This window comes from Streptomyces sp. 5K101, assembly GCF_046506645.1.
Lineage (GTDB): Bacteria > Actinomycetota > Actinomycetes > Streptomycetales > Streptomycetaceae > Streptomyces.
Genome location: NZ_JBKFFO010000070.1, coordinates 1 through 523, shown reverse-complemented (window position 1 = coordinate 523; position 523 = coordinate 1). Strand labels below are relative to the sequence as shown.

Sequence of the window (523 nt, the reverse complement as noted above, 5' to 3'; positions counted from 1 at the left end):
GGTCGGTGCAGGCCGTGTTCGAGGAGCGGGTGCGGTGCTGCGGTGACGCGGTCGCGCTGGTGCAGGGGGCGGAAGAGGTCTCGTACGCGGAGCTCAACGCTCGCGCCAACCGCCTCGCCCGCCACCTCGTGGCCACCGGAGTCCGCCCCGGCGAGGTCGTCGGCGTGTATCTGCCGCGCTCGGTGGACCTCGTGTCCTCGCTGCTCGGCGTGCTGAAGGCGGGCGCGGCGTACACGCTGCTGGACCCGGCCTTCCCGGCCGAACGGCTCGCGACCGTCGTCGAGGACGCCGGGGTGCGGGTGGTGGTCTCGCTCCGCGAGCAGGCACGGGAGTTGGGCGCGCCCGTCCGCTACGTGCTGCTGGACGCCGACGCGGCGGCCGTCGCGGGGCACGAGAGCTCCGACCTCGGGCTGCGGTGCGGGGCGCGGGACGCGGCCTGCGTGATGTTCACGTCCGGGTCGACGGGCCGTCCGAAGGGTGTGGTGGCCCCGCACCGGGCCCTGGTGTCCACGTTCGTGGGACC

General features: G+C 75.1%; 1 protein-coding gene. It reads left to right on the top strand.

From position 1 onward, the window contains the following. On the top strand, positions 1–523 hold a 523-nt coding region (locus ACLB9X_RS34400; protein ID WP_410364344.1), incomplete at both ends, for an AMP-binding protein.